This window comes from Nocardioides sp. P5_E3, assembly GCF_054049275.1.
Genome location: NZ_JBFUMR010000006.1, coordinates 121,207 through 144,723, shown reverse-complemented (window position 1 = coordinate 144,723; position 23,517 = coordinate 121,207). Strand labels below are relative to the sequence as shown.

Here is a 23,517-nt window from a genome sequence, read left to right as displayed (position 1 = left end):
TGCCGACGCCGGCTCCCCCGCCGTACGGTCCGGGTATGGACGTGGACGAGCCGATCACCCGCTTGGGCACCGAGGAGTGCTGGGAGTTCCTGCGCCGCCACGAGTTCGGCAGGCTGGCCCACCACCTCGCCGACGAGGTGCACATCGCACCCGTCAACTACGCCGTCGACCACGACCCGGCCACGGGCCGCCGGTCGCTGCTGTTCCGGACCGCCGAGGGCTCGAAGCTGCTCGGGGTCGTGATGAACCCGGACGTCGCCTTCGAGGTCGACGAGATCGTCGGCGAGAGCGCCACGAGCATCGTGCTGCGCGGGCGAGCCCGCCGTCTCGAGGAGGACGAGGAGCACCGCGCCGAGAACCTCCCGCTCCGCCCGTGGGTGGCCTCGGAGAAGTGGAACGTCGTCGAGGTCGACGTCACCGAGGTCAGCGGACGACGCTTCGAGCTCTCGCGCCCCTGGCAGCACATGACCCCGGACTGACCGGGGCCACGTGCCGGGTCAGGTGTCGCTCACACCGCGGCGGCCTGCGCGGCGCGCCACTCGTCGTACGTCGTGGTGAAGAGGCGCGCGTCGGCGACCACCAGAAGTCCAGCACGTCCGCGTCGGCGAACGACGGCGAGTTGGAGACGTCGACGACGACGTCCACGCCGACCAGCACCTCCGCGAGGCCCTCGCCGGTGAGCGTGTTGACCCCCGTGTTGGGTGCGGCGGCGACGCCTTCGTGGCCGTGCTCGGTGAGGCGGGCGATGAGCTTGGAACCGATCAGGCCGGTTCCGCCGATGACGACGATCTTCATGGTGTGTCCTTCACGTGGGTGGATGGGTCCGCAGTGGTGACCGGACAGCACCCGTGGTTGTGACACCAGCACCCCTGGTCCCCGACGCGACTCAGCACTCCACGACGTTGAGGGCGAGGCCCCCGCGGGCGGTCTCCTTGTACTTGTCCTTCATGTCGCGCCCCGTCTCCCGCATGGTCTTGATCGCCTTGTCGAGGGAGACCACGTGTGAGCCGTCACCGCGGACGGCCATCCGGGCAGCCGTGATCGCCTTGATCGAGGCCACGGCGTTGCGCTCGATGCAGGGGATCTGCACGAGCCCGCCCACCGGGTCGCAGGTGAGCCCGAGGTTGTGCTCGATGCCGATCTCGGCGGCGTTCTCCACCTGCTCCGGGGAACCGCCGAGGACCTCGGCCAGTCCACCGGCCGCCATCGAGCAGGCCGAGCCGACCTCTCCCTGGCAGCCGACCTCGGCGCCGGAGATGGAGGCATTCTCCTTGAAGAGCAGGCCGATGGCCGCCGCCGTGAGGAGGAAGCGGACGACGCCGTCCTCGTCGGCCCCCGGGACGAAGTGGTGGTAGTAGTGCAGCACCGCCGGCACGATCCCGGCGGCGCCGTTGGTCGGCGCCGTCACCACCCGTCCGCCGGCGGCGTTCTCCTCGTTGACCGCGAGCGCGTAGAGGGTCACCCACTCCATCGCGCCCAGCGGGTCGGGGACCCCGGACGCCCACTCGACCTCGAGCGTGGCCCGCAGGTCTGCCGCACGTCGGCGTACCTTCAAGCCCCCGGGCAGCACGCCGGTCGTCCGGCTGCCACGCTCGACGCACTCCTGCATCACCCGCCAGATCGCCAGCAGGTCGCGGCGCACCTCGTCCTCAGGCCTCCGGACGACCTCGTTGGCGAGCATCACGTCACTCACCCGCAGGCCCGTCGCCCGGGTGATGGCGAGCAGCTCGTCGGCCGTGGTGAAGGGGTGGGGAACGGGCGTCTCGTCGGCCACCAGCAGCCGGTTGCCGAAGTCGTCCTCGCCGAGCACGAAGCCACCGCCGACCGAGTAGTACTCGCGCCTCCTCAGCTCGGCGCCCCCGGCGTCGAAGGCCTGGAAGACCATGCCGTTGACGTGGAGCTCCAGCCGCTTGCGCCGGTGCATCACGACGTCGTCGACCGAGAAGGGCACCGGGTGCTCGCCGGCGAGCTCGATGCTCCCCGACGACAGCACCGCCTGGACCATCGGGTCGGCCGCCACCGGGTCGACGAGGTGCGGCTGCTCACCGGCGAGACCGAGGACGACCGCCTTGACGCTGCCGTGGCCGTGGCCGGTGGCACCCAGCGAGCCGAACAACTCGACGTGGACACGGGCGACGCCCGGGAGCAGGTCGTCGGCGCGCAGCCCGTCGGCGAACAGGTGGGCCGCCTTCATCGGCCCGACCGTGTGCGAGCTGGAGGGACCGATGCCCACCTTGAACAGGTCGAACACGCTGATGGTCATGGCGTTCCCTCCGCCGCCGGCGCCCATGTCGGCAGCACTCCCGATCATGAGGCCCTGCCCTCCGGGTGGCAAGGCTTTGGTTGCGCCATTCGCACCGCGTTGCTCAGGGCGCAACCCGTGACGGCAGCGCCGCGAGCTGCCAGGTCAGGCGAGCGTGCCTAGGACCCGGCCGCCGAACCGCAGTAGGCCTGGTCGAGCAGCTGCATGAAGATCGGGCCGATCTTCTTCTTCGGCAGCGACATCGGGTCCTCGTTGAGCGTCAGCACGACCTGCCGGCCGCCGTGGGGCGATGAGTAGACGTAGGTGAGGTAGCCGGGGAAGTTCCCACCGTGACCCCACGCCGTACCGCAGCGGGTACGGAAGCCCTGCAGCCCGAGGCCGTACGCCGTGCCCGGGCCGTCCTCGGCGGACGAGTCGTTCGTCGTCATCATGGCGGCCATCAGGTTCCGCGGAAGCATCTGGCGGGACATGAGGTGGCGGTAGAACCGCGCGACGTCGGGCGCGGTGGACACGCCTGCGCCGGAGGCCCAGGGGTAGGGGTAGAGGCTGGTCAGGTCGGTGAAGTCGCCGGCCGCGTCACCCTCCGCCACGTAGTACCCGTGCGCCGCCGGTGCGGGCAGCGTGCGTGAGGGGGTGAAGGTCGTGGAGTCCAGGCCCGCCTCGGCGAAGACACCGGTCCGCAGCACGTCGCCCAGCGGGCGGTGCGTCACCGCCTGGATCATCAGGCCCAGCACGACGTAGTTCGCGTTGGAGTAGTGGTACTCGGCACCCGGGGCGGAGACGGACTCGTGGCTCAGCGCGATCCTCACCAGCTGACGAGGCTTCCAGACGTGCCCCAGGTGGCCCGCGAAGTACGGGGCCAGCACCCGGGGGTCCTCGTTGAACTCGTAGAGGCCGCTCGTGTGGTTGAGCAGCTCGCGCACCGTGACGTGCGGGGCGCGGGCGAGGAGGCCCGGCAGGTAGCGGCGCGCGGGTGCGTCGAGGCGGATCCGGTGTCGGGCGACGAGCTGCAGGACCGTGGTGGACACGTAGGTCTTCGTCTGGCTGCCGATCCGGTAGGTGGTCGACGGCCCCATGGGCGTCCCGGTCGTGAGGTCGGCCAACCCGCTCTGCAGCTCGGTCACCGTGCCCTTGTCGTAGGTGTAGAGCAGGGCGCCGGGCACACCGGCGGCCACGATCTGGTCGAGCTCCTGTTGCATCTGCGCCGTGTCGGTGGGCACCGACGCGGGTGTCGCGGGTCGCTCCGCGGTGACGGCCGTGGCAGACGGCGCCGTGAGGGCCAGCCCCGCGGTCAGGGCGGCGGCAGCCAGCGCCGCCGTGCACCGCGGACCACGAAGCCAGCTGCTGGTGGGGGTCGAGGAGAGGTGGGACATGAGGGGCCTTCCAGTGCATGGTCGGCCCGGAGTGGCCGTGGCTCCACTGTGGTCGGCCGGCCCGCCGGGGGCCTCTGTCCCGGGTCTCGACCTCACGACCCCGGTCTCCCTCCCTGGACGGGGCCCAGCGCGGTCGTCGAGGCCGCTGCCCGGACCTTCCCGGGGCCGCGGTGGCCGGGGTGGTGGTCGGGAGCCGGTCAGAGCTCCGACTGCACCCCGGCGAGGAGCTGGCGCGCCATCACGATGCGCTGGACCTGGTTGGTGCCCTCGTAGATCTGGGTGATCTTGGCGTCGCGCATCATCCGCTCAACCGGGTAGTCGCGGGTGAAGCCGTAGCCGCCGAGGACCTGCACCGCGTTGACCGTGACCTCCATCGCGACGTCGGAGGCGAAGCACTTGGCCGCGGCGCCGAAGAAGGTGAGGTCGTCGTCGCCGCGCTCCGAGCGGCCGGCGGCGGCGTAGGTCATCTGGCGGGCCGCCTCGACCTTCATGCCCATGTCGGCGAGCATGAACTGCATGCCCTGGAAGTCGGCGATCGCCTTCCCGAACTGGCTCCTTGACTTCGCATATTCAAGGGCGTAGTCGAGCGCCCCCTGCGCGACGCCCACGGCCTGCGCGGCGATGGTGACGCGGGTGTGGTCGAGGGTCTGCATGGCGGTCGCGAAGCCGGTGCCCTCCTCGCCGATCATCCGCGAGGCGGGGATGCGGACCTTGTCGAGGTAGACCTCGCGAGTGGGGCTGCCCTTGATGCCGAGCTTCTTCTCCGGCGCACCGAAGGAGACGCCCTCGTCGGACTTCTCGACCACGAACGCCGAGATGCCGCCGCGGGTCTTCTTCTCGGGGTCGGTGACGGCCATGACGGTGTAGAACTCGGACTCCCCCGCGTTGGTGATCCAGCGCTTGACGCCGTCGAGCACCCACTCGTCGCCGTCGCGCACCGCGCGGGTCTTCATGCCGCCGGCGTCGGAGCCGGYGTCTGGCTCGGAGAGGCAGTACGAGAAGCCGCCCTCGCCGCGGGCGAGCGCGCCGAGGTACTTCTGCTTGAGCTCCTCGGAGCCGGAGATCTGCACCGGCAAGGAGCCGAGCTTGTTGACCGCCGGGATGAGCGAGGACGAGACGCACGCGCGGGCGACCTCCTCGATCACCAGCACGGTGGCGAGCGCGTCGGCGCCGGCACCGCCGTACTGCTCGGGCACGTGGGGGGCGTGGAAGTCCGAGGCGAGCAGGGCCGCAGCCGCCTCGTGGGGATAGCGCGCCTCCTCGTCGACAGCCGCCGCGAACGGTGCGATCTTCGCGTCGGCGACGGCACGGACTGCCTCGCGGATCGCCTGGTGCTCCTCGGAGAGGGCGTAGAGGGGAAACTCGCTCATGGCTCCGAATTGTAGGACGTCCATGCTTTCTGGGGCAGCGGTCTACCGTGTGGTCATGACCACTTCGCAGACCTCGGTGAGCAGCGACTGGCAGGATCCCGCGACCATCGACCGGATGCTCGACGAGGCGCAGACGTGGGCCGTCGTGGGCCTCTCGGGCGACCCCGGCAGGACGGCGTACAGCATCGCGGCGCTGCTCCAGGAGCGCGGCAAGCGCGTCGTCCCGGTCCACCCGGTCTTCGCCGACCCCGGCGCTCCCGCGGTGCTCGGGGAGCAGGGCTACGCCACGCTCGCCGACGTGCCGGTGCCGATCGACGTCGTCGACGTCTTCCGCCGCTCGGAGGCGGCCGGCGAGTTCGCCGACCAGGCTGTCGCCGTCGGCGCCAAGGGCGTGTGGTTCCAGCTCGGGGTCATCGACGCCGACGCGTTCGAGCGGACGACCGGCGCCGGTGTGCCGATGGTGATGGACACCTGCCCCGCGATCGAGTGGAGCAGGCGCCGCCGCTGATCTGGCGCGCAGCGAGCGCTCAGACGACGCCCATCGCGAGCATGGCGTCCGCGACCCGGACGAATCCGGCGATGTTGGCCCCCAGCACGTAGTCGCCCGGGCGGCCGTAGTCGTCGGCCGCGGCGGCGCACCGCTCGTGGATCCCGGCCATGATCTCGGCCAGCCGCGCCTCCGCGTGGTCGTGGGTCCACGAGTCGCGGGACGCGTTCTGCTGCATCTCGAGGGCACTGGTCGCGACGCCGCCCGCGTTGGCCGCCTTGCCGGGTGCGAAGAGCACCCCCGCGTCCACGAAGGTCGCCACACCGGCGGGTGTCGTCGGCATGTTGGCGCCCTCGGCCACGACGAGGCAGCCGTGCTGCACCAGCGACCGGGCCGCGGCGTCGTCGAGCTCGTTCTCGGTCGCGCACGGAAGCGCCACGTCGCAGGGCACGTCCCAGATGGATCCGCCCGCGACGTACGACGCCCCGGGGCGCCGGTCGGCGTACTCGCTGATCCGCGCGCGCTCGACCTCCTTCAGCTCCTTGAGCAGGTCGAGGTCGATGCCGGCCTGGTCCACGACGTAGCCGCCGGAGTCCGAGCACGCCACCACGGTCCCACCCATCTCGTGGACCTTCTCGACGGCGTAGATGGCCACGTTGCCCGAGCCGGAGACCACCACCCGCTTGCCGTCGAGGGTGTCGCCGCGCTGGCGCAGCATCTCCTGCACGAAGAAGGCGGTGCCGTAGCCGGTGGCCTCCTTGCGGACCGCCGATCCGCCCCACCCGATGCCCTTGCCGGTCAGCACCCCGGACTCGTAGCGGTTGGTGATCCGCTTGTACTGGCCGAACAGGTAGCCGATCTCGCGGCCGCCCACACCGGTGTCGCCCGCGGGCACGTCGGTGTACTCCCCGATGTGCCGGTAGAGCTCGGTCATGAAGGACTGGCAGAAGCGCATCACCTCGGCGTCGGAGCGGCCCTTGGGGTCGAAGTCCGCACCGCCCTTGCCGCCGCCGATCGGCATGCCGGTGAGGGCGTTCTTGAAGACCTGCTCGAAGCCGAGGAACTTCACGATGCCGAGGTAGACGCTGGGGTGGAACCGCAGGCCGCCCTTGTAGGGGCCGAGGGCGGAGTTGAACTCGACCCGGAAGCCGCGGTTGATCTCCACCCGCCCCGAGTCGTCGACCCACGGCACCCGGAAGATGATCTGCCGCTCCGGCTCGCAGATCCGCTCGATCACCCGGGCGTCGGCGTACTCCGGGTGCCGGGTGATGACCGCACCGAGGCTGTCGAGCACCTCGCGCACGGCCTGGTGGAACTCCCCCTCCCCCGGGTTGCGCCGGACGACGAGGTCGTAGATCGAGTGCAGTCGGGAGTCCTGGTCGGTCACGCCCGCACCCTAGGCAGCCGCTCCGCCCCGTACCGCGCCGCGTCCGCCTCGTGAGCCGCGCTCACAGCTCGACGGTCGCCTCGGCCATCGTGATGCCGAGCTGCCCGAGGGCCTCCTCGAGCACCCACATCACGTCGATTGTGTCCTGCAGCGGCATGAGCGGGCTCTCGGTGAGACCGGCGGCGAGGCAGCGCTGCACCTCCTCGGCCTGGTGGACGTAGCCACGGCCGGTGGGCAGCCGCTCCACCTCGACGGGCTCCGCCCCGTTGCGTCGTACGACGAGGGTGCTGGGGTGGTAGAACGGCGGGACCACCTCGATCGAGCCCTCGGTGCCCACGACGATCGCCCGGCCGGGCGTCTGGCTGGCCAGTGTGCAGGTCAGCGACGCGGCCCGCCCGTCGTCGTACGACAGCTGGATGGCGGCCGAGCGGTCGGCGCCGTTGGCGTAGGTCGTGCCGGTCGTCGTGACGCGGTCGGGGCGACCGAGGAGGTGCTGGGCCAGGGAGATCGGGTAGACGCCGAGGTCGAGGATCGAGCCGCCACCGAGCGCGAGGTCGAAGAGCCGGCTCGTGGGGTCGAAGTCACGCTGCGCGCCGAAGTCGGCCTGCACCAGCAGCACCTCCCCGATGTCTCCGGCGGCGACGAGGTCACGGAGGTGGGCGACGGCCGGCTGGAAGCGGGTCCACATGGCCTCCATGCAGAACACCTCCGCGGCGCGCGCGGCGGCGACCACCTCCTCGGTCCCGGCCAGCGTGGCCGTGAAGGCCTTCTCGACCAGCAGCGGCGTCCCGGCCTCGATGGCGGCGAGGGCGAGGTCGTGGTGCTGGGGGTGCGGGGTCGCGAGGTAGACGACGTCGACGTCCCCACGCCGGCCGGCCTCGACGAGGTCGCGGTACGCGCCCGACCCGGGCGCCCCGAACCGCTCCGCGAACGCCGCGGCCGAGGACGGCGTGCGGCTGCCGACGAACGCGATCTCCGCGTCGTCGGTGAGGACGAGGTCGGAGGCGAAGGCGGCGGCCATCCCGCCGGTCGCGGCGATTCCCCAGCGTGTGGTCATGGCAGGACCCTAGACAGTCCGGATCACGCGCGGGGCTGCCAGACCTCGTCCATCACGTGGGCCGCGATCGCCAGGCTGGAGGTCGCGCCGGGCGAGGGTGCGTTGCGCACGCAGGTGACGCCGTCCGCGCGGGTGATCCGGAAGTCGTCGACGAGGCTGCCGTCCCGGTCGACCGCCTGGGCGCGTACGCCGCTGCCGGCCCGCGTCACGTCCGCGACGCCGATGTCCGGGACGTAGCGCGAGGCCGACCGCATGAACGCCCGCTTGGACGCCGAGCCGACGACCTCGTCGACGCCGGTGCGCCAGTGCTCGCGGGCCAAGCGCCAGAAGCCCGGCCACGCCAGCACGTCGCGCAGGTCGGCGGCCGAGACGTCGCGGCGCCGGTAGCCCTCGCGTCGCGTGGCCAGCACCGCGTTGGGACCGACCTCGAGCGAGCCGTCGACCCGCCGGGTGAAGTGGACGCCGAGGAAGGGGTAGCGCGGGTCGGGCACCGGGTAGACCATGCCGCGCACGAGGTCCTGCTTGGCGGCGGTGACGCCGAGGTACTCCCCGCGGAACGGCAGGATCGCCGGGCTGCGCTCGCCGTCGACGAGCGCCGACACCCGGTCGGCCTGCAGCCCCGCCGCGACCACCACGTGGTCGAAGCGCAGCGGGGTCGCGTCGCCCTCGACCTGCACGAGGACCGCGTCCCCCTGCCGCCGGATGCCCACGACGCGCGCGCCGAGGCGTACGCCGCCCCCGGCCGCGAAGACCTCGTCGGCGAGCGCCTCGGTGATCGCCGGGTAGTCGGTGATCGCGGTCTCCGGCGAGTGGAGCGCTGCCAGACCGCGGGCGTGCGGCTCGACGTCGGCGATCTCCCCGGCCGCGATCCGGYGCAGGCCCGGCACGCCGTTGGCGCGGGCCGTCTGCTCGAGGGCGTCGAAGCGACCCATCTCGTCGGCGTCCACCGCGACGACCAGCTTGCCGCAGGCGTCGTACGCGATGGCGTGCTCGGCGCAGAACTCACGGAGCAGCTCGCGGCCGCGGGCGCACAGCTGGGCCTTGAGGCTGCCCGGCTTGTAGTAGATGCCGGCGTGCACGACACCGGAGTTGTGGCCGGTCTGGTGTGCGGCGAGCCGGTCCTCCTTCTCGAGCACCACGACCTCGGTGCCCGGGCGCCGGCGGACGACCTCGCGGGCGATCGCGACGCCGAGGATGCCTCCGCCCACGACGCCGACGCGCTGCTCCCCCATGGTCGAGACGCTGGTGCCTCACGCGGTCGCCGTCAAGCAACACGGGCGTTCATCCCACAATGGGGGGATGCGCGACCTCCTCGTCCCCGCCGGCCCGGGCCTGCCCGAGGGCCTCGTCGTGCCCGCCGTCGAGCTGGTGGAGCGCTTCTCGAAGTCGCCGGGTCCGGGCGGGCAGTCGGTCAACACCACCGACTCGCGGGTGGAGCTCGAGCTCGACGTCGCCRCCTCCACGGCGCTCACCGACGCCCAGCGGGCCCGGGCGCTGCGGCGCTGGCCGACGGGACGGATCACGGTCGCGGCGTCCGAGCACCGCTCCCAGCACCGCAACCGCGTCGCCGCGCGCGAGCGCCTCGCCGACCTGCTGCGCGAGGCGCTGGCACCGCCCCCGCCGCCGCGCCGGCCCACGCGACCCTCACGCGGGGCCAAGGAGCGGCGGCTCAAGGCGAAGAAGGAGCGCGGCTCGACCAAGGCCCTCCGCGGCCGGGTGCGGGACCGGGACTAGGCGATCCTCAGAAGCCGACGCGGCGGGTGTCGCCGGCCGCGGCACGGCGTACGGCGTCGCCCTTCGCGTGGGCGGTCTCGGCGAGCTCCGCCTGGTAGTCGACGAGCCGCTGCTGCAGGGTGGGGTCGCTGGTCGCGAGGATGCGCGCGGCGAGGATGCCGGCGTTCTTGGCGTTGCCGATCGCGACCGTGGCGACCGGGATGCCGCCGGGCATCTGGACGATCGACAGCAGCGAGTCCATGCCGTCGAGGTACTTCAGCGGCACCGGCACGCCGATGACCGGCAGCGGCGTGACCGAGGCGAGCATGCCCGGCAGGTGGGCCGCTCCCCCGGCGCCGGCGATGATCACCGACAGCCCGCGGGTGTGGGCCTGCCGGCCCCACTCGATCATCTCGGTGGGCATCCGGTGCGCGGAGACGACGTCGGCCTCCCACGCCACCCCGAGCTCGGTGAGGATCTCGCCGGCGGCCTGCATGACCGGCCAGTCGGAGTCCGAGCCCATCACGATGCCGACCAACGCCTGCGTCTCGCTCATCTGCTCACTCACTTTCGTTGCCGAGGTCGCCGCGGAACCAGGCGGCGGCGTGCCGCGCCCGCTCGAGGCAGTCGTCGAGGTCGTCGCCGTAGGCGTTGACGTGGCCGACCTTGCGCCCGGGGCGCAGGTCCTTGCCGTAGAGGTGCACCCGCAGGTGCGGGTCACGTGCCATCGCGTGCGGCAGGCCGTCGTACAGGTGGCCGCTGTCGGTGGGCCCGCCGAGGATGTTGACCATCACGGTCCAGCGCTCACGTGGGGCCGGCGAGCCCAGCGGGAGGTCCATGACGGCGCGGAGGTGATTCTCGAACTGGGACGTCACGGCGCCGTCCTGGGACCAGTGGCCGGTGTTGTGGGGGCGCATCGCCAGCTCGTTGACCAGGATCCGGCCGTCGGTCGTCTCGAAGAGCTCGACGGCGAGGATGCCCGTGACGTCGAGCGCACCGGCGACCCGCAGGGCGATCTCCTGCGCCTGACCGGCGAGAGCGGGCGCGAGGTCCGGCGCGGGGGCCACCACCTCGTGGCAGATGCCGTCGAGCTGGGTGGAGGCAACGACGGGGTACGCCGCCGCCTGGCCGCTGGGCGAGCGGGCGACGAGGGCCGACAGCTCCCGCCGGAAGTCGACGAGCTCCTCGGCCAGCACCTCCACGCCGGCGGCAGCGGCGGCGTCGAAGGCGACCCGGGACTCGTCGGCCGTGCGGACGACCCACACGCCCTTGCCGTCGTAGCCGCCGCGGGTGGTCTTGAGCACGCACGGGAAGCCGAAGGCCTCCACGTCGGCGGTCGAGGTGACCACCGCGTTGCGCGGGCACGGCACGTCGAGCTCGGCGAGCCGGCGCCGCATCACCGCCTTGTCCTGGGCATGGACGAGCGCCTCCGGGCCGGGACGCACCGCGACGCCGGCGTCGGCGAGCGCGTGCAGGTGCGCGGTCGGGACGTGCTCGTGGTCGAAGGTGACCACGGCGGCCCCGTCGGTGACCTTCCGGAGCGTCGGCAGGTCGGTGTAGTCACCCACCAGCTGGTCGGGGATCACCTGGGCGGCCGAGACGCCCTCGGCCTCGGCGAGCAGGCGCAGCGGGAGTCCGAGCGCGATGGCGGGCTGGGCCATCATCCGGGCCAGCTGGCCGCCCCCGATGACGGCGAGCGTGGGAGCGCGGTGCGAGCCGGTCGAGGACACGACCGGAGCCTATGCGACCCCGGCTGCCGTCGCGGCCGCGGTCCCGGCTGCGGTCAGCTGCTCAGCTGACGAGCCGGGGCGGCGGCCGGCTCGAAGCGCAGGCCGCGACCGCGGTGGGTGGTGATCAGCGTCGGGTTGCGCGGATCGTCGCCGAGCTTGCGGCGCAGCCAGCCGAGGTGCACGTCTATGGTCTTGGAGTTGGTGTAGAACGACGTCTGCCACACGTCGGCCATCAGCTCGCCGCGGGTGACGATGTCGCCCGGGCGCGCCATCAGGGCGTGCAGGAGCTGGAACTCCTTGCGGGAGAGCCTGATCTCGCGGTCGCCACGCCACACCTGTCGCGAGGTGGGGTCGAGTCGTACGTCCTGCACAGCCAACACGCGGTGAAACGTAGGGACCGCCCGGTCCCCAGGTGGTCCTTATGGGTGAATTGTGGCGAACTGGTCTGGTCCACCTCGAGCGAGGCGTGCGGTGCGTCAGCGGCGGCGTACGGCCACGGGCTCCACGAGGCCGAAGCCGCGGACCGGGCGGGCGGGCAGCCGCCGGTCCTCCCACTCCTCGTCGGGGAGCAGGTCGGCGGTGTTCTGGTCCACGATCAGGCGGTTGCGCCGGGCGACCTGCGTCAGCCGGGCGGCCATGTTGACCGGCGGGCCGAAGATGTCGCCGAGGCGCTGGACGACCGGACCGCTGGCGAGGCCGAGGCGGACGTCGGGCATCTTCGGGTCGCGCCCGATGACGTTGATGATCCCCTCGGCGACGCCCACCGCCTCCTCGGCGGTGTTGGTGACGAAGAGCACCGAGTCGCCGAGGCTCTTGATGATCCGGCCGCCGTAGCGGGCCACGACGTCCTGGCAGCGGCTCTCGAAGACCTCGACGAGGTCGCCGATCTCGTCGCGGTCGAGGGTGTTGGACAGCGCGGTGAAGGAGACCAGGTCGGCGAAACCGACGCTGACGTCGATCGTGTGGAGGTCCTCGTCCTTGGCTCCCATCGCCTCGATCCGGCCCACCGCGGCCGCGAGGTGGCGGCGCCAGGCGTAGACGAGGAGCCGCTCGAAGGGCGGGTTGACCTCGTCGATGAGGCGAAGCGCCGACCCGATGCGCGAGCCGGTGGCCTCCTCGCCCGCCTCCATCTCCTCGACCCGGCTGACCAGCGTGGAGACCTCCCAGTCGGCGAGACGGGCCATGGTCTGGCCGACCCCGCGCGTGAGGTTGACGGCCGTGTCGAAGTCGACGGCGCCCGAGTCGACGAAGCCCATGAGGGTGGAGACGGCCTTGATGTCGGCGGCCGTGTAGGCCTTCTCGCCGCTGAACTCCGGGAAGCCCAGCGCGCGCCACAGTCGGCGGGTCTGCTCGATCGTCACGCCGGTCTCGGCGGCGACCTCGAGGGCGTTGAAGGCCGGCTCGCTGCGCAGGATCGCGTGGTCGAGCCGCTCCCCCGGCGCCTCGTGCGGGCCGGTGTCGGGGAGGCCGCCGCGGCGCTTGCGATCAGGCGCCATCGTCGCGGCGGTCGCCACTCGCGAGGCGGTGGAGCTCGTCGGAGACCTGCAGCTGCACCTGCTCGACGTCGGGGATGTCATGGAGCAGGACGCTGCCGTCGGTGCTGGCGTCGGACACGACGAGCGTGCCGCAGCCGAAGATCCGGTCGATCACGCCGATCTCGAAGTCGACGCCGCTGATCCGGTTGAGCGGGATCGTGCGGCCCTCCTTGGCGATGAAGCCGGAGCGCTTGATGAAGCGGCGGTTGGTGAACGTGTAGGTCGTGGTCAGCCACTTCACGACGGGGCGCACCACGAACCAGAGGGCCACCAGGGCCGCCACGATGCCAGCGGCACCGCCCGCCACGGTGGAGTCGGTGAGCGTGCTGAGCACCACCACGGCCGCGACGAGCAGGACGCCCACGAGGACGGGGACGATCAGCGCCTTGACGTGGGACCGGGTGGAGACGACGACGTGCTCACCGGAGTTGAGGAGCTTGCTCGGGAACGCCACGCGCCGATCATGTCACCCGGTGCCCCGGCCTGCTAGGCGGGACGGACGTGCACGACGTCGCCCGCGGCCACCGTGAACGTGCCGTCGTCGGTGCCGACGACCAGGGCCCCGGTCGCGTCGATGTCGAGCGCCTCGCCACGGCGTACGTCGCCCGCGGGAAGGTGGACGTCGACGGTCCGTCCGAGCGTCACGCACACGTGGGCGTACGCCCGGCGCAGCGAGTCGACGTCGTCGAGCAGGCCCTGGAGGCCGTGGAGGGAGCCGAGCACCTGGCCGAGGAGGCCGGTGCGCTCCACCGGCTCGCCGGTCTCGAGCGAGACCGACGTGGCGAGCGCGACCGGGAGCTCGTCGAGGGTCTGGTCGACGTTGATGCCGATGCCGACGACCGCCACCGGGCCGTCGGGGGCCTCGACCCTCTCGACGAGGATCCCGCAGACCTTGCGGCCCAGGCCGGAGCCGGCGTCGACGAGGACGTCGTTGGGCCACTTCAGCGCGATGTCGGGGAGCCGGTCCGCGAGGGCGGCCTGGACGGCGTACCCGGTGAGGAGCGGCAGCCACGGCCACGACGCCGCCGGCACGTCGGGGCGCAGCAGCACCGAGAACGTCAGCGACGAGCGGGGCGGCGTCTCCCAGGCCCGGTCGAGGCGACCGCGCCCGGCCGTCTGGTGCTCGGTGACCAGCACCAGCCCCGGCTCCTCGCCCGCGCGGGCCCGCTCGGCGACCGCGGCGTTGGTGGACGGAGCCGACTCGACGACCTCCACGCGCCAGCCTGCGGGCGTCGCCAGCCGGTCGAGGTCGAGGGGTGGGCGCGGTGCCGGGCTGGGCGTCATGGGTCTAGATTGCCCCAGAGACCGGGCCCGGGGCACCACGCCCCGGCAGACCGGACCCCGCGACCAGCCAACAGGAGGCCACGGCGTGAGCGCACAGCCGGGTGAAGGCACCGACGTCCCGTCCGAGTCGGAGATCGACGTCCACACGACCGCGGGCAAGCTCGCGGACCTGGAGCGGCGCCTCGACGAGGCGGTGCACGCCGGCTCGGAGAAGGCGATCGAGAAGCAGCACGCCAAGGGCCGCCGGACCGCGCGCGAGCGCATCGAGATGCTCTTCGACGAGGGCACCTTCGTCGAGCTCGACGAGCTCGCGCGGCACCGCTCGACCGCGTTCGGGCTGGAGAAGAACCGGCCCTACGGCGACGGCGTCGTCACCGGCTACGGCGAGGTCAACGGGCGCATGGCGTGCGTCTTCAGCCAGGACTTCACGGTCTTCGGTGGCTCGCTGGGCGAGGTCTACGGCGAGAAGATCACCAAGGTGATGGACCTCGCCATCAAGACCGGCTGCCCGATCATCGGGATCAACGAGGGCGCCGGCGCGCGGATCCAGGAGGGCGTGGTCTCCCTCGGCCTCTACGGCGAGATCTTCCGGCGCAACGTGCACGCCTCCGGCGTCATCCCGCAGATCAGCATGATCATGGGCAACTGCGCCGGCGGCCACGTCTACTCCCCCGCCGTCACCGACTTCACGGTCATGGTCGACCAGACCTCCGCGATGTTCATCACCGGACCCGACGTCATCAAGACCGTCACCGGCGAGGACGTGACGATGGAGGACCTCGGCGGCGCCCGGACCCACAACACCAAGTCGGGCAACGCCCACTACATGGCCTCCGACGAGGAGGACGCCATCGAGTACGTCAAGGCGATGCTGTCCTACCTGCCGCAGAACAACCTCGACCCGGCACCGGAGCTCGACGAGCAGCCCGACATGGACTTCACCGACCTGGACCGGGCGCTCGACACGATCATCCCGGACTCCCCGAACCAGCCCTACGACATGCACGACGTGATCACCGCCGTGCTCGACGACGAGGAGTTCCTCGAGGTCCAGGAGCTGTTCGCCCCCAACATCCTCGTCGGCTTCGGCCGGGTGGAGGGCCAGTCGGTGGGCATCGTGGCCAACCAGCCGATGCAGTTCGCCGGCACCCTCGACATCGACGCCTCCGAGAAGGCCGCGCGGTTCGTGCGGTTCTGCGACGCGTTCAACATCCCGGTCCTGACGTTCGTCGACGTGCCGGGCTTCCTGCCCGGCACCGACCAGGAGTGGCAGGGCATCATCCGCCGCGGCGCGAAGCTGATCTACGCCTACGCGGAGGCGACCGTCCCGCTGATCACGGTCATCACCCGCAAGGCCTACGGCGGGGCGTACGACGTGATGGGCTCCAAGCACCTCGGCGCCGACATCAACGTCGCGTGGCCGACCGCGCAGATCGCCGTGATGGGCGCGCAGGGCGCGGCCAACATCGTGCACCGCAAGACTCTGAAGAAGGTCGCCGACGACGGCGGCGACGTCGAGGCCCGGCGCGCCGAGCTCATCGACGAGTACGAGACCACGCTGGCCAACCCCTACATCGCGGCCGAGCGGGGCTACATCGACGCCGTCATCGCCCCGCACGAGACCCGCATCGAGGTCGTCCGCGCCCTCCGCCTGCTGCGCACCAAGCGGGAGACCCTCCCGCCCAAGAAGCACGGGAACATCCCGCTGTGATGGCCGACCAGCCACAGCAAGCACCGCTCCTGCGGATCGTCAACGCCGACGCGACGCCGGAGGAGGTCGCCGCGCTGGTGGCGGTGTTCTCCGCGCTCGGGTCCGGCGGCGGCGAGGCCCCGAAGCGACCACGGTCGTCGTGGAGCAGCCCCGCCCGGGGCGTACGACGCACGCATCGCCAGGGCCCCGGCGCCTGGCGGGCCAGCGGCCTGCTGCGGTGACAGGCCCGCAGGCCGCCTGACTGGACCAGTTGGTCAAGGTTCGCCCGACGTTCGACCGACGACCTCCGCCGCCGGGCCGACCGGACGTACGTTGCCGTCAGCTCAGGCTCCGGTTGGGGGTGGACGATGGCTGGTCGTCGATGGTGGTTGCTGCTGCTCGCGTGCGCCCTCGCCGCGAGCGGTCTCGTCACGGCCTCCGCGTCGGCGGGACCTCCGGACCAGGAACCGCGCGCGCAGGCGGCCCGAGCGACGAAGCTGACTCTCAGGACCAGCCTGGACGAGGTCGATTACGGCACCACGGTCACGCTGTCCGGCACGCTCACCTCTCGAGGCAAGGGCCTCAAGGGCCAGAAGGTGGTCATCAAGCACCGCGTCAGCGGAGCGAAGACCTGGACCAGGATCGGCACCGTAACGACGCGTCGCAAGGGCGTCTGGCGCAAGGACGTGCAGGTGCGCGTCCGGGGCTCCTACCTGGCGACCTACCGAGGCACGCGGACCTACGCCCCGTCCAGGGCGGCCAAGCAACAGGTCGACTCCTTCGCCTTCGTCACCGACTACGCCGTAGGCCCCGGCGGACGCGACGCCTACAAGAACGAGCCGTGGACGTTCACCGGCCGCACCGCACCCGAGCTCGCGGGCCAACCCGTGCACGTGGTCCGCGGCCCGTTCCGGATCTCGACGCCTGTCGCGACCGGCGCCGTCGGTCCCGGCGGAGCGATCTCGCTCACTCACCGCATGACGGACGTGGGGCGGTACGACTACTGGCTCTCCGTGGACGGGGGGCTGCTGATGTACGGCGCCGACTCGCCGCACACGTCGATCACGACCCGCGCCGTGGGAGCGCCCACGACGCCGTCGATCACCACCACCTCGCTCCCGTCGGTCGAGGTGCACGTGCCCTACCAGGCGACGTTCCTGGCCACCGGCGGTGAGGTCACGTGGTCGGCCGTCGGCGCGCTGCCACCCGGTCTGACCCTGTCCTCCGACGGCCTGCTGACCGGCGCCCCGTCCCAGGCCGGGACCTGGGAGGTCGACGTACGCGCGTCGAACGTCGCGGGCACGACCACGCGCACCGTTTCGCTCGCCGTCGCGCCGGGGTCGCTCACCGTGACGACGGGCCGGCTGTACGACGCCGCCGTCGGCGTGCTGTATCCCCACACCCCCTACACCTCGGGTGGCTGGCAGGAGATGTTCTGCACGCCGTGCCCGGGGGGATCGACGTGGGCGGTCACGTCCGGCTCGCTGCCGCCGGGGATGGACTTCGTCGACGGCGACGACATCGTCGACCCGCCGGCCTCCTACGTCTACGGGACGGCGACGCAACCGGGCGTCTACCAGTTCACCGTCACTGGGGTCGTGGACGGGAGGTCGGGCAGCAAGCAGTTCACGCTACGGGTGGTGCCCTCCACGTCCGACCTCATCCGCATCGACTATGACGATCGCACCTTCCGCCTCCCCGCGGGCACGGTCGGCCAGCCCTACAGCCACCAGCTCACGGCTCGCGGTGGCACCGGCCTCGCGTGGTCGGCGTTGGGCCAACCGCCACCGGGGCTGACCCTGAGCAGCGGCGGCCTGCTGTCGGGTACGCCCACGCAGGCTGGCGACGGGTGGTTCGACGTCGCCGCGACCGACGGCACGCGGTACGACTGGCAGGGTTTCCTCATCGCCGTCGCGCCGCCGCCGTGACGCCAGCCGTGACCTCGCGTCCGTGACCCGCAGGTGGTCGGGAGGGGCATAGGGTCGCCCGCGTGACCGAACGCACCATCGATGCCCTCTGCGACGCCTACGTCGAGGACTTCTGCGCCCTCGACCCGCTGACCGCCACCTCGATCGGGGTGGCCGGGCACGAGCACGAGCTGACCGACTTCTCCCCCGCCGGCTTCGACGCCCGGGAGGCGCTGGCCCGGCGCGCGGTCGCCGCGGTCGAGGCCGCGACCCCGGTCGACGACCGCGAGGCGGCGGCGCGGGACGCGTTCCTCGAGCGGACCCGGCTGGAGATCGAGCTGGAGGAAGCGGGCGTCAACCGCTCGCGCATGTCGGTGCTGTGGAGCCCCCTGCACGAGATCCGCGGGGTCTTCGACCTGATGCCGACCGAGGGCGCGGAGGCCGTCGCGGCCATCGCGTCCCGCCTGGCCGGCGTACCCGCCGCCCTCGAGGGCCTGCGCGTGACGCTCTCCGACGAGGCGCGCAAGGGCAATGTCGTCGCGGCACGGCAGTACGCCGAGGTGGCCGAGCAGGTGCGCCGCTGGACCGGGCAGTCCGGCGAGGCGGGCGACTTCTACCTCGGCCTCGTCGACCGCCTGCAGGGCGGCGACCGCGCCGAGCTGCGAGCCCTGGCGGGTGCCGCGAGCGCCGCCACCGCGGCGTTCGGGCTGTACCTCACCGACGAGCTCGAGCCGCAGGGCGCGGAGCGCGAGGGGGTCGGGCGGGAGGTCTACGCGCTCGCGAGCCGCTACTTCCTCGGCGCGGAGGTCGACCTCGACGAGACCTACGCCTGGGGCTGGGCCGAGCTGCAGCGGCTGTCCGACCTGATGGACGCCACCGCCGAGCGGATCCTCCCCGGCGCCGGCGTCGACGCGGCGGTCGCCCACCTCGACGCCGATCCGACCCGCGTGGTCCAGGGCCGCGAGGCGTTCCGCGAGTGGATGCAGGGCCTCGCCGACCGCACGATCACCGCGATGGCCGACGTCCACTTCGACATCCCGGCGCCGATCCGGCGCATCGAGTGCATGCTCGCCCCGACCAACGACGGCGGCATCTACTACACCGGGCCGTCCGAGGACTTCGAGCGACCGGGACGCATGTGGTGGTCGGTGCCCGACGGCATCGAGGACTTCCACCCCTGGCGCGAGGTCACCACCGTGTTCCACGAGGGCGTGCCCGGACACCACCTCCAGGTCGCCCAGACGGCCTACCGCAGCGACACGCTCAACCGCTGGCAGCGGCTGATGTGCTGGTGCAGCGGGCACGGCGAGGGGTGGGCGCTCTACGCCGAGCGGCTGATGGAGGAGCTCGGCTTCCTCGACGACCCCGCCGACCTCCTCGGGATGCTCGACGGCCAGTCCCTGCGCGCCGCGCGGGTGATCGTCGACATCGGCATGCACCTCGAGCTCACCATCCCCGACGACAACCGGCTCGGCCCCGGCGGCACCGCGTTCCACCCCGGCGAGACGTGGACGCCGGAGCTGGGGCTGGAGTTCATGCGGCTGCACTGCCGCATGGACGACGAGGTCATCCAGTTCGAGGTCAAGCGCTACCTCGGGCTCCCCGGCCAGGCGCCGTCCTACAAGGTCGGCGAGCGCATCTGGCTCGAGGCGCGGGCCGAGGTCCTGCAGCGCCACGGCGCCGACTTCGACCTCAAGGCCTTCCACCGCGCCGCGCTCGACCTCGGCTCGCTCGGGCTCGACCCGCTGCGCACGGCGCTGGGGCGCCTGTGACGACCGCGCGCGTGCCGCTGGTCCTGGCCTCGGCCTCCCCCGCGCGCCTGGCCACGCTGCGCGCGGCCGGCATCGAGCCGGTGGTCATCGTGAGCGGGGTCGACGAGACGCAGGTCGACGGGTTGCCGCCGGCCGAGCTCGCGCTGCAGCTCGCCGAGCTCAAGTGCGCCGCCGTCGCCGCGCGCGACGACGTACCTCACGACGCTCTCGTCCTGGGCTGCGACTCGGTGCTCGAGCTCCCGCCGGCCCCTGGTTCGGGCGGGCACGGCGAAGCGCTCGGCAAGCCCCGCGACGCTGCCGAGGCCCGTGAGCGGTGGCGTGCCATGCGCGGGCGCAGCGCCGTCCTGCACAGCGGCCACAGCCTGCGTGAGGTGGCGTCGGGGCGGGTGGCCGCGGCGACCGGTTCGACCCTCGTGCACTTCGCCGACGTGAGCGACGACGAGGTCGAGGCCTACGTCGCGACCGGCGAGCCGCTGCACGTCGCCGGCGCCTTCACGATCGACGGCTTCGGCGGCGCGTTCGTGCGCGGCATCGAGGGCGATCACCACAACGTGGTGGGCGTGAGCCTGCCGCTGCTGCGCGAGCTGGTCCTCGAGCTCGGCCACGCGTGGCCTGATCTGTGGACCTGACCCGCTAACATCCCGGGCGTGGGGAGCGGGGTGCAGGGCACGGCGGGAGGGCCAGAGGCTGATCCTGTCGACCGCTACGGCGTGCGCGAGGAACGGCTGCTGACCGGTGCGACGGTCATCACCTTCGTACGGACGATCGCCTCGGTCGTGCTGGCGGCCATGGCCGCCCACCAGCAGAGCCTGACGCTGCTGGTCGTCGCCCTCGGCGTCTACTGGGTCGGTGACATGCTCGACGGCTTCTACGCCCGCGTGCGCGACTGCGAGACCCGCATCGGGGCCGTCCTCGACATCATGTGCGACCGGTTCAACGCCGCCGCTTTCTACATCGGCCTCGCGTGGCTGCAGCCCGACCTGTCTCCGGCGATCTTCGTCTACCTCGCCGAGTTCATGGTGATCGACTGCTTCCTGTCGATCGCGTTCCTCGCCTGGCCGATCCGCAGCCCCAACTACTTCTTCGTCGTCGACCGCACCATCTGGCTGTGGAACTGGTCCAAGCCCGCCAAGGCGGTCAACAGCGCGCTCTTCGCGGTGCTGCTGCTCGTCACCGGCTGGATGTGGGTGGGGCTCGTGATCGCCACCGCGCTGCTGGTCCTCAAGTGCGTGTCGCTGCGCCGCCTCGCGCAGATCGGCCTGCCGGTACCGGGCGCCGCAGGCTGATGCTGTTCTGGAGCGTCCTGGGCGCCTCGATCGCCTCCGCGCTGCTGCCGCTCATCAACATCGAGGCCATCCTCGTCGTCTCGGTCACCCAGGCCCCCGGCCAGATGTGGGGGCTCCTCGTCGCGGCCACGATCGGGCAGATGCTCGGCAAGATCCTCTGGTACTGGGGCGGCATGCACGTCGAGCGCGCCCCGTGGGTCCACCGCCAGCTCGAGAAGCCCAAGGCGCGAGCCTCGCTGGACAAGTGGCACGAGCGCGCCGAGGGCCGGCCGTGGTTCACGGCCGGCCTGCTCTTCGTCTCCGCCAGCACCGGCATCCCGCCGTACGCCGTCACGGCCGTGCTCGCCGGGACGCTGCGGGTGCCGTTCTGGATCTTCATGCTGACCGGTCTGGCCGGGCGCGGCCTGCGGTTCTGGGCGGTGGTGACGGGGACCTCGTCGCTGGTGCAGCTGTTCTGAGGTCCCCGTCGACCCACCTACCTCCGGATCACTCGGCCGCGGACCACGCCTGGCGGAGGCTGACCCGACCGCCGGTCTGCAGCAGCGCCCGGCGGTAGAGGCGCTCCCCGATCCACACAGTGACCGCGGCGAACGCGGCCAGCAGGCCCAGGGCCAGCAGCGGCTCCCACCACTCCACGCCGCCGGCCAGGATGCGCTTGGGCATCACGACCGCCGAGACGGGCGGGACGAACGACGCGATCACCTGTGCGCGGCCGTCGAGGGACAGCCCGCCGAAGAACATCACGAGCATCAGCATCGTCAGCGGCGTCGACGTCGCCTGCAGGTCCTCGGTCCGCGAGGCGAGCGACCCGGCGACCGCCCACAGGCAGGCCAGGGCGATGAAGCCCGCGAGGAAGAAGCCGATGAACCACGCCGTCGGACCCGACAGCGCCGGGACGTAGGACTTGTAGGACGTGAACGACAGCCCCACGAGTCCGACCACGAGGTAGACCATCAGCTGGATCACCGCGAGGGCCGTGTTGCCGAGCACCTTGCCGGCCAGGAGGTGCCGCACCGGGATCGCGGCGGCGATGATCTCGACGATGCGGCTCTGCTTCTCCTCGATCACCGACGACGCCAGCTGCATGCCGAAGACGAGGGCCGCGAAGTAGAAGAGGAAGACGAACACGAAGCCGACGGCCTCGGCCACGCCCGCCTTCTCGGCGTCGCCGCGCAGGAAGACCGTGGTCACCGTGCTGCCGGCCTGGAGCGACTCGACCGTCGTGCCGACCTTCGCGGCGTTGTCGGCCAGCACCTGCTGCTGCACGACCACCTCCACGACGTCCGTGAGCGAGCCCTGCTCGCTCGACTCCGAGGTCAGCTGCCAACCGTCGTCGGTCGGGTGCAGCCAGGCGTCGACCTCGTCCTCGCGCAGCGCGGACTCGGCGGCGGCCCGGTCGTCGACCTCGACGACCGTGACCTCGACGTTCTCGTCCACCCCCGGCGCGGCGTCGGCGACCGCGGTGGCCATGGCGGCCGCGTCGGGCGTGGCGGCCAGGGTCACCGTCTCGGTCCGCTCCTCCTGCCAGGCGCTGAAGCCGATGAACCCGGCGATCAGAACCACCATGAACGCCGTGCCGAGGAGGAAGGACTTGTCGGTGATCCGCGAGACGACCTCGCGGCGGGTCACGAGCAGCCACGGGGGCTCGTCGCGCCGGTCGGTGTCCCGGTTGTCGGGGCTCTGGTTGTCGGGGCTCGACGTGTCGGTGCTCATGCGGTGGCCTCCCGGTAGATCTCGCTGAGGGCCGGGCGGACCCGGACGAACTCGTGGACGTCGCCGCGTCTGGTGGCCTCCGCGACGAGGTGCTGCTCGGCGCCGTCCTGGCGCACTTCGACGAGGGCGCTGGCCCCCTCGAGGTCGAGGACCTCCAGCCCGTGCAGGTCACGGACCCAACCGGCGTCGCCGCCGAGGACGAGGCGGAAGCGCGGCACCCCCGCGTCGCGCAGCTCCGCAACCGTCCCGGCGGCGACCCGGCGTCCTTGGGACAGCACGACCAGGCGGTCGCACAGTCGCTCGACGAGGTCGAGCTGGTGGCTGGAGAAGAGGACCGGCACGCCGTCGCGGGTGTACTCGCGCAGCAGGTCGACCATCGAGTCGACGGCCCTCGGGTCGAGGCCCGAGAAGGGCTCGTCGAGCACGAGCGCCGCCGGGCGGGGCAGCACCGAGGCGATGATCTGCACCCGCTGCTGGTTGCCCAGCGACAGCTTCTCCAGGTTGTCCTTGGTGCGCTCCCCCAGCCCGAACCGCTCCAGCAGCTCGGTCACCTGGGTACGGGCCGCGACGCGGTCCATGCCCTTGAGCTGGGCGATGTAGACGAGCTGGTCGAGGATCGGCTGCTTGGGGTAGAGCCCACGCTCCTCGGGCATGTAGCCGATCCGGCGGCGGTCCAGCCGGGTGATCGGCCGGCCCTGCCACAGCACCTCCCCCTCGTCGATGCCGAGCACCCCCATGACCATCCGCATGGTCGTGGTCTTGCCCGCACCGTTGCCGCCGACGAAGCCGGTCATCAACCCGGCCGGCACCTCGAACGACACGTGGTCCACGGCGGTGTTCTCACCGAACCGTCTGGTCAGCTCCCTGATCTCCAGCATGACGACGACGCTAGTGACGCCCGGCCTGGCGGGGATCCCCCGCGGGACGGATCTGTGGGGTGGAGGTGCGAT

The 23,517-nt window shown here is 72.0% G+C and carries 25 protein-coding genes; 10 read left to right on the top strand and 15 right to left on the bottom strand.

What is annotated here, in order from left to right:
* Nucleotides 1-35: 35 nt before the first annotated feature.
* The gene (locus ACXJKB_RS05470) at nucleotides 36-479 is read left to right on the top strand and encodes a pyridoxamine 5'-phosphate oxidase family protein (RefSeq protein ID WP_457186172.1); all 444 of its coding nucleotides are present in this window, start codon (nucleotides 36-38) and stop codon (nucleotides 477-479) included.
* Here the strand turns inward: ACXJKB_RS05470 and ACXJKB_RS05465 are convergent.
* The 4 genes from ACXJKB_RS05465 to ACXJKB_RS05450 all read right to left on the bottom strand — a co-directional run bounded on the left by ACXJKB_RS05465 (nucleotide 424) and on the right by ACXJKB_RS05450 (nucleotide 5,006).
* Nucleotides 424-795: an NAD-dependent epimerase/dehydratase family protein gene (locus tag ACXJKB_RS05465; protein WP_457186170.1), complete on the bottom strand. Its 372-nt coding sequence runs from the start codon at nucleotides 793-795 to the stop codon at nucleotides 424-426. The genes ACXJKB_RS05470 and ACXJKB_RS05465 overlap by 56 nt on opposite strands.
* 91 nt (nucleotides 796-886) lie before the next feature.
* Nucleotides 887-2,263, bottom strand: coding sequence for an L-serine ammonia-lyase (locus tag ACXJKB_RS05460; RefSeq protein ID WP_457186168.1), 1,377 nt, complete (start codon nucleotides 2,261-2,263; stop codon nucleotides 887-889).
* Nucleotides 2,264-2,421: 158 nt separating this feature from the next.
* Nucleotides 2,422-3,636, bottom strand: a complete 1,215-nt coding sequence (locus tag ACXJKB_RS05455; protein ID WP_457186166.1) for a serine hydrolase domain-containing protein — start codon at nucleotides 3,634-3,636, stop codon at nucleotides 2,422-2,424.
* 197 nt (nucleotides 3,637-3,833) lie between these two features.
* On the bottom strand, nucleotides 3,834-5,006 hold the full coding sequence (locus ACXJKB_RS05450) for an acyl-CoA dehydrogenase family protein (RefSeq protein WP_457186164.1): 1,173 nt from the start codon (nucleotides 5,004-5,006) through the stop codon (nucleotides 3,834-3,836).
* Nucleotides 5,007-5,061: 55 nt separating this feature from the next.
* Between ACXJKB_RS05450 and ACXJKB_RS05445 the strand changes: the two genes are divergently transcribed.
* The gene (locus ACXJKB_RS05445) at nucleotides 5,062-5,514 is read left to right on the top strand and encodes a CoA-binding protein (protein WP_457186162.1); all 453 of its coding nucleotides are present in this window, start codon (nucleotides 5,062-5,064) and stop codon (nucleotides 5,512-5,514) included.
* 19 nt (nucleotides 5,515-5,533) lie between these two features.
* Here ACXJKB_RS05445 and gdhA read toward each other — a convergent pair whose 3' ends face one another.
* The 3 genes from gdhA to lhgO all read right to left on the bottom strand — a co-directional run bounded on the left by gdhA (nucleotide 5,534) and on the right by lhgO (nucleotide 9,169).
* Nucleotides 5,534-6,880 (bottom strand): NADP-specific glutamate dehydrogenase, encoded by a 1,347-nt coding sequence (gene gdhA / locus ACXJKB_RS05440; RefSeq protein WP_457186160.1) that lies wholly within the window; start codon nucleotides 6,878-6,880, stop codon nucleotides 5,534-5,536.
* A gap of 61 nt (nucleotides 6,881-6,941) precedes the next feature.
* Nucleotides 6,942-7,937: a Gfo/Idh/MocA family protein gene (locus ACXJKB_RS05435; protein ID WP_457186158.1), complete on the bottom strand. Its 996-nt coding sequence runs from the start codon at nucleotides 7,935-7,937 to the stop codon at nucleotides 6,942-6,944.
* A gap of 23 nt (nucleotides 7,938-7,960) precedes the next feature.
* Entirely contained in the window at nucleotides 7,961-9,169 is a 1,209-nt protein-coding gene (lhgO, locus tag ACXJKB_RS05430) for an L-2-hydroxyglutarate oxidase (protein WP_457186156.1), read from the bottom strand.
* Between the two features lie 67 nt (nucleotides 9,170-9,236).
* Between lhgO and arfB the strand changes: the two genes are divergently transcribed.
* The gene (gene arfB, locus ACXJKB_RS05425; RefSeq protein ID WP_457186154.1) at nucleotides 9,237-9,671 is read left to right on the top strand and encodes an alternative ribosome rescue aminoacyl-tRNA hydrolase ArfB; all 435 of its coding nucleotides are present in this window, start codon (nucleotides 9,237-9,239) and stop codon (nucleotides 9,669-9,671) included.
* A gap of 7 nt (nucleotides 9,672-9,678) precedes the next feature.
* Here the strand turns inward: arfB and purE are convergent, their stop codons facing one another.
* From purE to ACXJKB_RS05395, 6 genes are all read right to left on the bottom strand, one after another.
* The gene (gene purE, locus ACXJKB_RS05420; RefSeq protein WP_457186152.1) at nucleotides 9,679-10,206 is read right to left on the bottom strand and encodes a 5-(carboxyamino)imidazole ribonucleotide mutase; all 528 of its coding nucleotides are present in this window, start codon (nucleotides 10,204-10,206) and stop codon (nucleotides 9,679-9,681) included.
* 4 nt (nucleotides 10,207-10,210) lie between these two features.
* Nucleotides 10,211-11,380: a 5-(carboxyamino)imidazole ribonucleotide synthase gene (locus ACXJKB_RS05415; RefSeq protein WP_457186150.1), complete on the bottom strand. Its 1,170-nt coding sequence runs from the start codon at nucleotides 11,378-11,380 to the stop codon at nucleotides 10,211-10,213.
* A gap of 53 nt (nucleotides 11,381-11,433) precedes the next feature.
* Nucleotides 11,434-11,760: a winged helix-turn-helix domain-containing protein gene (locus ACXJKB_RS05410; protein ID WP_457186148.1), complete on the bottom strand. Its 327-nt coding sequence runs from the start codon at nucleotides 11,758-11,760 to the stop codon at nucleotides 11,434-11,436.
* Between the two features lie 96 nt (nucleotides 11,761-11,856).
* Complete coding sequence (locus ACXJKB_RS05405) at nucleotides 11,857-12,876, bottom strand: adenylate/guanylate cyclase domain-containing protein (RefSeq protein ID WP_457186146.1); 1,020 nt, start codon at nucleotides 12,874-12,876, stop codon at nucleotides 11,857-11,859.
* Nucleotides 12,866-13,369, bottom strand: a complete 504-nt coding sequence (locus ACXJKB_RS05400; protein ID WP_457186144.1) for a PH domain-containing protein — start codon at nucleotides 13,367-13,369, stop codon at nucleotides 12,866-12,868. Before ACXJKB_RS05400 ends, ACXJKB_RS05405 begins: the two co-directional genes overlap by 11 nt.
* A gap of 32 nt (nucleotides 13,370-13,401) precedes the next feature.
* The gene (locus ACXJKB_RS05395; RefSeq protein WP_457186142.1) at nucleotides 13,402-14,199 is read right to left on the bottom strand and encodes a biotin--[acetyl-CoA-carboxylase] ligase; all 798 of its coding nucleotides are present in this window, start codon (nucleotides 14,197-14,199) and stop codon (nucleotides 13,402-13,404) included.
* An 85-nt stretch (nucleotides 14,200-14,284) separates the two neighbouring features.
* Between ACXJKB_RS05395 and ACXJKB_RS05390 the strand changes: the two genes are divergently transcribed.
* The 7 genes from ACXJKB_RS05390 to ACXJKB_RS05360 all read left to right on the top strand — a co-directional run bounded on the left by ACXJKB_RS05390 (nucleotide 14,285) and on the right by ACXJKB_RS05360 (nucleotide 21,312).
* Nucleotides 14,285-15,910, top strand: a complete 1,626-nt coding sequence (locus ACXJKB_RS05390; RefSeq protein WP_457186140.1) for an acyl-CoA carboxylase subunit beta — start codon at nucleotides 14,285-14,287, stop codon at nucleotides 15,908-15,910.
* Nucleotides 15,910-16,131, top strand: a complete 222-nt coding sequence (locus ACXJKB_RS05385; protein ID WP_457186138.1) for an acyl-CoA carboxylase subunit epsilon — start codon at nucleotides 15,910-15,912, stop codon at nucleotides 16,129-16,131. The genes ACXJKB_RS05390 and ACXJKB_RS05385 overlap by 1 nt, the downstream gene beginning before the upstream one ends.
* 126 nt (nucleotides 16,132-16,257) lie before the next feature.
* The gene (locus tag ACXJKB_RS05380; protein WP_457186136.1) at nucleotides 16,258-17,817 is read left to right on the top strand and encodes a putative Ig domain-containing protein; all 1,560 of its coding nucleotides are present in this window, start codon (nucleotides 16,258-16,260) and stop codon (nucleotides 17,815-17,817) included.
* A gap of 62 nt (nucleotides 17,818-17,879) precedes the next feature.
* Nucleotides 17,880-19,568, top strand: a complete 1,689-nt coding sequence (locus tag ACXJKB_RS05375; RefSeq protein WP_457186135.1) for a DUF885 domain-containing protein — start codon at nucleotides 17,880-17,882, stop codon at nucleotides 19,566-19,568.
* On the top strand, nucleotides 19,565-20,197 hold the full coding sequence (locus ACXJKB_RS05370; protein WP_457186134.1) for a Maf family protein: 633 nt from the start codon (nucleotides 19,565-19,567) through the stop codon (nucleotides 20,195-20,197). The genes ACXJKB_RS05375 and ACXJKB_RS05370 overlap by 4 nt, the downstream gene beginning before the upstream one ends.
* Nucleotides 20,198-20,215: 18 nt before the next feature.
* A complete protein-coding gene (locus ACXJKB_RS05365; protein WP_300050451.1) occupies nucleotides 20,216-20,854 on the top strand; it encodes a CDP-alcohol phosphatidyltransferase family protein in 639 nt (212 codons plus the stop codon).
* Nucleotides 20,854-21,312 carry a VTT domain-containing protein gene (locus ACXJKB_RS05360; protein WP_457186133.1) on the top strand — a complete coding sequence of 153 codons (459 nt, stop codon included), beginning with the start codon at nucleotides 20,854-20,856 and terminating at the stop codon, nucleotides 21,310-21,312. Before ACXJKB_RS05365 ends, ACXJKB_RS05360 begins: the two co-directional genes overlap by 1 nt.
* A gap of 28 nt (nucleotides 21,313-21,340) precedes the next feature.
* On the opposite strand, the gene ACXJKB_RS05355 is transcribed toward ACXJKB_RS05360, so the two are convergent.
* Both ACXJKB_RS05355 and ACXJKB_RS05350 read right to left on the bottom strand, forming a co-directional pair.
* Nucleotides 21,341-22,567, bottom strand: a complete 1,227-nt coding sequence (locus tag ACXJKB_RS05355) for an ABC transporter permease (RefSeq protein ID WP_457186131.1) — start codon at nucleotides 22,565-22,567, stop codon at nucleotides 21,341-21,343.
* Nucleotides 22,564-23,445: an ABC transporter ATP-binding protein gene (locus ACXJKB_RS05350; RefSeq protein ID WP_300050444.1), complete on the bottom strand. Its 882-nt coding sequence runs from the start codon at nucleotides 23,443-23,445 to the stop codon at nucleotides 22,564-22,566. The genes ACXJKB_RS05355 and ACXJKB_RS05350 overlap by 4 nt, the downstream gene beginning before the upstream one ends.
* Nucleotides 23,446-23,517: the final 72 nt, after the last annotated feature.